This window comes from Microbacterium sp. Leaf351 (assembly GCF_001423825.1).
GTDB lineage: Bacteria > Actinomycetota > Actinomycetes > Actinomycetales > Microbacteriaceae > Microbacterium > Microbacterium ginsengisoli.
Genome location: NZ_LMPK01000005.1, coordinates 838 through 7,258 on the forward strand (window position 1 = coordinate 838; position 6,421 = coordinate 7,258).

The window sequence follows — 6,421 nt, forward strand, 5'->3', positions numbered from 1 at the left end:
GCGTAGGTCGCCGCCGCACACCAATCACGCAGACCTGCTGGACTACTGTGGATGCCTATGAGCAGACTCCTCGTCACCGGCGGAGCCGGCTTCATCGGGTCGAATTTCGTTCGCTATGCCGTCGAGAACACCGACCACCACATCACCGTGCTGGACAAGCTCACCTACGCGGGGAATCGGGCCTCTCTCGACGGGCTTCCCGACGAACGTGTGACGTTCGTGCACGGCGACATCGCGGAAGCATCCACTGTGGATCCTCTCGTGCGCGACGCGGATGCCGTCGTGCACTACGCCGCGGAGTCCCACAACGACAATTCGCTCGCCAATCCGAGGCCCTTCCTCGACACGAACATCATCGGCACTTACGTGCTGCTGGAGGCGTCACGACGCTACGACACCCGCTTTCACCACATCTCCACGGATGAGGTCTACGGGGATCTCGAGCTCGACGATCCGGCGCGGTTCACCGAGTCGACCCCGTACAACCCGTCCTCGCCTTACTCCTCGACCAAGGCCGGAAGCGACCTGCTGGTGCGCGCGTGGGTGCGATCGTTCGGGGTCCGTGCGACCATCTCGAACTGCTCGAACAACTACGGCCCGTACCAGCACATCGAGAAGTTCATCCCGCGGCAGATCACGAACGTGCTGCGCGGCATCCGGCCCAAGCTCTATGGCGCGGGCGAGAATGTCCGGGACTGGATCCACGCCGACGACCATTCGTCGGCCGTTCTCGCCATTCTCGAGCAGGGGCGGCTCGGCGAAACCTATCTGATCGGCGCCGACGGCGAGAAGAACAACCGCGAGGTCGTCGAGCTCATCCTCGAGATCATGGGCCAGCCTCGCGATGCCTACGATCACGTGACGGACCGCGCCGGGCACGATCTGCGTTACGCGATCGATTCCACGAAACTGCGCACCGAGCTCGGCTGGCTCCCGACGTACGGGTCGTTCGATCACGGGATCGCGAAGACCATCGACTGGTACCGGGCGAACGAGTCGTGGTGGGCGCCGGCGAAAGAATCGACCGAGGCCTTCTACGCCGCACAGGGCCAGTAGTCGCACCCTACCCGCGCCAGGGTTCAGAGCTCGCGGCCGGAGGGGTCACACTCCTGAGGAGAAGTCGGCGTCGACGTCGATCCGCACGAAGCCGATGGCCCGCGGGTCGGGAACGACGTTGAAGGACGTCGCCTGCATCACGTTGTGGAGACTTTGGCCCGACTCGTCCAACAGTGTGGCGTTGACGAAGTACTTTCCGCCCCCGAGAGCCGGGCGCCTCAGGAGCAACGTGAGATCGCATGCCCCGGCGAATGCCGGCGGAGTGATTCCGAGCCAGTCGGTGCCCGTGACGAAGACCTTCTGCCCCATCGCATCGTCGATCTGGATGCGGCATGTCCACGAGGACAGAGCCTCCGCTGCAACGCGCACGGTGATGGAGAGGTCCTGGCCGGGTTCGAGGGAGTCGCCGACCGAGGATCCCGCAGGCACCGCGGTGACATCTTCGATCGCTCCCTGCGGGCGCGCGCGGGTGCCCTTGGCTGCGTCGCGTTCGGCGATGCGGCGCTCCTCCAGCAGGTCGCGGAACTTCGCCACCGCGAGCGACGGCTTGCCGTCGAAGACGACGTGACCCTTGTCGAGCAGAACGCACCGGCTGCACAGCTCGGAGACCTGGTCGAGCGAGTGGCTCACGAGGATGATGGTCCGACCCTGGCGCTGGAACTCGCGGATGCGATCCATGCACTTGCGCTGGAATGCCTCGTCACCGACCGCCAGTACTTCGTCGACGAGAAGCACATCGGGATCGGTGTGCACCGCGACCGCGAACGCGAGCCGGACGTACATGCCGGAGGAGTAGAACTTCACCTGGGTGTCGATGAAGTCGCCGATCGCTGCAAAGGCGACGATGTCGTCGAACTGCTCCTCGGTCTGCTCGCGGCTGAGCCCGAGCACGGCGGCGTTGAGGAAGATGTTCTCGCGCCCGGTCAGGTCGGGGTGGAAACCCGCACCGAGCTCCAGCAGCGCCGCGAGCCGACCGCGCTCCTCGACGGTACCCGTCGTCGGCTCGATGATCCCGCCGATCACCTTCAGAAGCGTGCTCTTGCCAGATCCGTTGTGCCCGATGAGACCGATCGTCTCGCCGGCGAAGATGTCGAGGGACACGTCGTTCAAGGCCCAGAAGTCCTGGCGGTGGCGGCGGCCGGCGCGACCGAAGGTGACGATGCGCTCCTTGATGGAGGAGTCCTTGCGGATCGTGAAGCGCTTCGAGACGTGCGCGATCTTGGCGACTTCGACCGAAGGCAGGTCGTCGGAGGGTGTCGCGATCGCGGGTGGGGGAGTCATCGGGCTCAGAGCTCCTGGGCGAAGTTGCCCTGCAGGCGCACGAACACGCGGTGGCAGAGGATGAGAAGCACGAGGCCGACCACGACCGAGATCCCGAGACGGAGGGCCAGCCCGCCCGGCGACTCGATATCGCCGCCGGCGACCCAGAAGGCTCGATGGAAGCCGAGCACGGCGAGAGTGAGCGGGTTGTTCGTGTAGGCCTCGAGAAGGATCGGGGACGCGATCAGGGTCTTCACCATCGCCCACGAATACACGATGGGACTCGCCCAGAAGAGGAGCATGGTAATCACCTCGACCAGGTACTGGGTGTCCCGCAGGTACACGTTCACCGCCGAGAACAGCAGTGCGAATGCGGTGCCGTAGATCACGATCACCAGCACCGACGGGACTGCGTAGACGAGCTCCCAGTGCAGAGGGGGCTTCCCGACCATGAGTGTCGCGAGGAGGAGCACGATCAGCTGGATGCTGAAGTTGAACAGCGCAGAGCCCACGCTCGACAACGGGAACACCTCGCGGGGGAGGTAGACCTTCTTCACGAGGCCTGCGTTGGAGAGGACCGAACTGGTGCCGCCGACGACGATCTCCGTGAAGAGGCCGACCGCGGACAGACCGGCGAAGATGTAGACCGCGAAGTCGGGGATGTTCTTGGCGGCGCCGAGGAACTGGCCCATCACGATGAAGTAGATGAGCAGCTGGATGAGCGGTCGGATGAGAGACCAGAGGAAACCCAGAGCGGAGTCCTTGTAGCGCGCTTTCAGATCGCGGCGGACGAGGAGTCCGAGCATCTCGCGGTGCGACAGGATGCTGCGCACCGCCGCCCACGAGGCGCCCCGCCCGGTCACGGCTCCGACCGGGCGAAGCGGGATGGCCTCCAGCCGGCGGGCGCGCGAAGCGGCCTCTCCATCTGAGGTCAACATTCCACCGATCCTATAGCGAAAGCATGGCGTTTTCCGTGGTTCTCGCGCAGCCCGAGAGCGCGGTGGGCGATCTCATCAGGGGCCGGTTGGAGTGCGCGCGGTGCCGCATGCGAAGTCACGGAGCATCCTGTCATACGTGCGCTGAATTCCCGCCGGAAGTGTGGTGGTCGCGAGCGCGTCGAGATCCGTCCAGATCGTGGAGCGAACCCTCAGATCGGGGGCCTGTCCTCCCTGCCCCCCGCCGGCGAGCACGATCGGAGCGCGGGTTCGACGCAGCCGGGCGATCTCACCCAGTACCGCCCCCACGGACACTGCGGTCCCGTACCCGAGGATCTTCAGTGTCGCGCAGCCGGCCTCGCCCGCCTCGGCGCGCCGCGTGGCGGCCACGGCGATCGCCGCACCGTCGTCGACGAACAGGTAATCGCGGAGGGTGTCCAGCGACACGAAGATCGTGGCGGGGGCGCCCGTGAGATAGCTCCGCAGGGCCACGGAGATCAGGCCCTGGGCCTTCGAGACATCCTGACCCGGACCGTAGAGGTTCGTGATGCGTCCGATGACCGCCCGCCCGCCGGTCGACTCCGTCCACGCCGACAGCGAGCGTTCCATATCGAGTTTCGCCTCGCCATAGGCGGAGGCGGCCCGCGCGGACGTTCGTTCCGTGAACGGGGGCGCGGTCGCTGCCGCGTAGGCGCCGCCGACCGAAGAAGCCAGGAACACCGTCGTGCGGGCGGCATCCTGGCCGCGGAGCGCATCGAGGAAAGCGTGGAATGTGGTGATCTCCCGCGCGAGTTCGGCCGCGGGCGTCGCCGTCACGCCCTTCCCTGCGCACCAGTAGATACGCAACGGTCCCGGCTGGGCGACGAACGTGTCGACCGCGTGTCGGAGATCTGCCTCCGCCGTGTCCGCGTCATCCCACCGGACGCGAGTCGCCCACGTGTGGGTGACCGCGCGCCGGATCGCGGAACCGAGCAGTCCGCCGCCGCCGATCACCCAGTCGGGATTCATCGCTGGTCGTCTGACCTCGGTGCACCGAGAGGCCCCGTCGCCGGGTCGCGGACGATCAGATACGACGGCCGTCCGAGAGCCATGTTCACGGCGACGCCCAGGTACTCGGCGATGATCCCGAGCGCGACGAGTACCGCGCCGGTGCCGATCGCGGTCAGCACCATCTGAGAGGTCCACCCATCCGGAACGTTGCCCCAGACGAAACGGGCGACGGTCAGATAGATCGCGAACAGCACGCCGCCTGCCGCGAAGATCACTCCCAGCCACGTGACCAGACGCAGGCCGCGAGTACCCGACGTGAGGATCATTCGCCAGAAGTGCGCGAGCAGCCGCCTGTAGGAGTACCCGGAGGAGCGGTCGCCCTCCTCGCGCAGGCGGACCGGCGCGGTCACGGTACGACGGGAGACCCACGACAGGGCAACATCGAGGTAGACCCCGGTGCCTGAGTACGCCGCGACGCTGCGTGCGATCTCGCCGAGTATCAGGCGGAAGCTGCTGTAATCGCTCGCGCCCGAGCCTCCGAACACCGACTCGAGGATGCGCTTTGCCGCCTTCGAGGCGGCATTGCGCACGGCGCCGTGGGGCGCCGGGTTGTCGCCGACCCCGTACACGACCGTCGCCCGTTCGCTCAGTGCAGCGTCGAGCAGCACGCTGATCTGGGCCGGGTCGTGCTGGCCGTCTTCATCGAGGGTGACGACCCACTCACCGCCCGAGGAGGCGATGCCGGCCAGCGTCGCAGCGTGCTGACCGAAATTGCGGCTCAACCAGACCGCTTTCGCGAACGGATACTCGGTGATGAGCTCGCGGATGACGTCGTCGGAACGATCCGGTCCGTTGTCCCATGCCAACACGACTTCCTCGACGCGCGCCGTCGCCCCGGCGGGTGTCGTGAAGTCTTCGGTGAGCGGGAGGATCTCGGCGAACAGGTCGCGCAGTGTGCGTTCCCCCTGGTAGACGGGAACGACGATGGAGACCCGGTGCACGTAGCGCGACGTCACGCCATCCTCCGTTTGAGAACCTCGAAGGTCACCCGTCGTAGCCGCGAGTTCATCCCGGCCCGGAAGTCACCGACCCGAACGTCGCCTGCGCTGATGACCTGAGGGTGCTCCGTGCGCATCCAGGCGTGGAAGCGACGAGCCTGCTCGGCCTGCGACGCCGACTGGGCCACGGAGCCCTGATCGGCGTTGAGGCGGAACGTCGCGCCCGTCACGAGATCCGGAACGAAATCGCCCTCCAGGAGCACTCGGGTATAGGTTGCCATGTCGATCAGGTAGGGGGAGAGATCTCCGAACCAGCCGCCGGCGCGTTCGAACGCGTCCCGGCGCATCGTCACGCAGCCCGGTTCGCCCAGGATGTTCCTCCCGGCGCGCACGAGTGCGCGTGCGGTGTCCGTGCCGGCCATTTTCGACTTGACGCCCTGCAGCCCCATCGAGCGGATGAGGACGTTACCCGAGGCATCGGTCACGTCGCGCGGGCACGCCGTGAGGACGGCACCCGGATTGGCCTCGAGCAGTGCGACCTGGCGGGCGAGGATGCCCGGGTAGACGACGTCGTCGGCGCAGACGAGCTTCACGTAGGTTCCGCGAGCCTCGGCCGATACGGCGTTCCAGGCCCGCTGCACGTAGCCCCCGGCAGGGATCTGCACGACCCGCACCCGCGGATCCGCCGCGTATCGTGCGATGACGTCGGCCGTGCGGTCGCTCGACGAATGATCGCCGACGATCACTTCCATGTCGGTGTCGGTATCGACCAGCACGGAGTCGAGAGCCTCGGCGATGTACTTCTCGCCGTTGTAGACGGGGAGGACGACCGAGAGGGTGGGGGAGGTCATGACGAGGTTTCCTTCCTCCGGAAGCTGAAGTAGCGGTGTCCGAAGTAGCTCAGGGTGACCGTGACGACCACGATGATCGCCTGGCTGACGATGGGAGTGAGCCCGACGGCCTCGACCAGAAGCGGCAGGGCGACGAGGTTGATGCCGAAGGCGACGAGCTGCACGACCTCGAAGCGGGCGAGGTCCCGCCATACGTGACCCCGCACTCGGAAGACGAACCGGCGGTGCATCCAGAACGCGCACAGGACACTCGCGATGTGTGAGAACACGAGGGTCGCCATGTAGCCCCACAGGCGTCCCACCGTCAGCTCGAACACCACGAACCAGAGGA

Annotated in this window: 7 protein-coding genes; 1 reads left to right on the plus strand and 6 read right to left on the minus strand. The window is 66.5% G+C overall.

Features of this window, described 5'->3' with window-relative positions:
* The first annotated feature begins 57 nt into the window (after positions 1-57).
* A complete protein-coding gene (gene rfbB / locus ASG00_RS02020) occupies positions 58-1,056 on the plus strand; it encodes a dTDP-glucose 4,6-dehydratase (RefSeq protein WP_056206469.1) in 999 nt (332 codons plus the stop codon).
* A gap of 45 nt (positions 1,057-1,101) precedes the next feature.
* On the opposite strand, the gene ASG00_RS02025 is transcribed toward rfbB, so the two are convergent.
* The 6 genes from ASG00_RS02025 to ASG00_RS02050 form a co-directional block, all read right to left on the minus strand.
* A complete protein-coding gene (locus tag ASG00_RS02025) occupies positions 1,102-2,337 on the minus strand; it encodes an ABC transporter ATP-binding protein (protein ID WP_056206471.1) in 1,236 nt (411 codons plus the stop codon).
* Between the two features lie 5 nt (positions 2,338-2,342).
* Positions 2,343-3,254 carry an ABC transporter permease gene (locus ASG00_RS02030; RefSeq protein WP_056206474.1) on the minus strand — a complete coding sequence of 304 codons (912 nt, stop codon included), beginning with the start codon at positions 3,252-3,254 and terminating at the stop codon, positions 2,343-2,345.
* A gap of 75 nt (positions 3,255-3,329) precedes the next feature.
* The gene (locus ASG00_RS02035; protein WP_056206476.1) at positions 3,330-4,259 is read right to left on the minus strand and encodes an NAD-dependent epimerase/dehydratase family protein; all 930 of its coding nucleotides are present in this window, start codon (positions 4,257-4,259) and stop codon (positions 3,330-3,332) included.
* Entirely contained in the window at positions 4,256-5,257 is a 1,002-nt protein-coding gene (locus ASG00_RS02040; protein ID WP_200930830.1) for a glycosyltransferase, read from the minus strand. Before ASG00_RS02040 ends, ASG00_RS02035 begins: the two co-directional genes overlap by 4 nt.
* Positions 5,254-6,090 carry a glycosyltransferase family 2 protein gene (locus ASG00_RS02045; RefSeq protein ID WP_056206478.1) on the minus strand — a complete coding sequence of 279 codons (837 nt, stop codon included), beginning with the start codon at positions 6,088-6,090 and terminating at the stop codon, positions 5,254-5,256. The genes ASG00_RS02040 and ASG00_RS02045 overlap by 4 nt, the downstream gene beginning before the upstream one ends.
* On the minus strand, positions 6,087-6,421 hold a 335-nt coding region (locus ASG00_RS02050), incomplete at its 5' end, for a GtrA family protein (RefSeq protein ID WP_162238321.1). The genes ASG00_RS02050 and ASG00_RS02045, both read right to left, overlap by 4 nt.

Excerpts from the sequence above, each read along its gene's own strand:
- rfbB (WP_056206469.1), top strand. The coding sequence starts at position 58 with ATGAGCAGACTCCTCGTCACCGGCGGAGCCGGCTTCATCGGGTCGAAT.
- ASG00_RS02025 (WP_056206471.1), bottom strand. The coding sequence starts at position 2,337 with ATGACTCCCCCACCCGCGATCGCGACACCCTCCGACGACCTGCCTTCG.
- ASG00_RS02030 (WP_056206474.1), bottom strand. The coding sequence starts at position 3,254 with ATGTTGACCTCAGATGGAGAGGCCGCTTCGCGCGCCCGCCGGCTGGAG.
- ASG00_RS02035 (WP_056206476.1), bottom strand. The coding sequence starts at position 4,259 with ATGAATCCCGACTGGGTGATCGGCGGCGGCGGACTGCTCGGTTCCGCG.
- ASG00_RS02045 (WP_056206478.1), bottom strand. The coding sequence starts at position 6,090 with ATGACCTCCCCCACCCTCTCGGTCGTCCTCCCCGTCTACAACGGCGAG.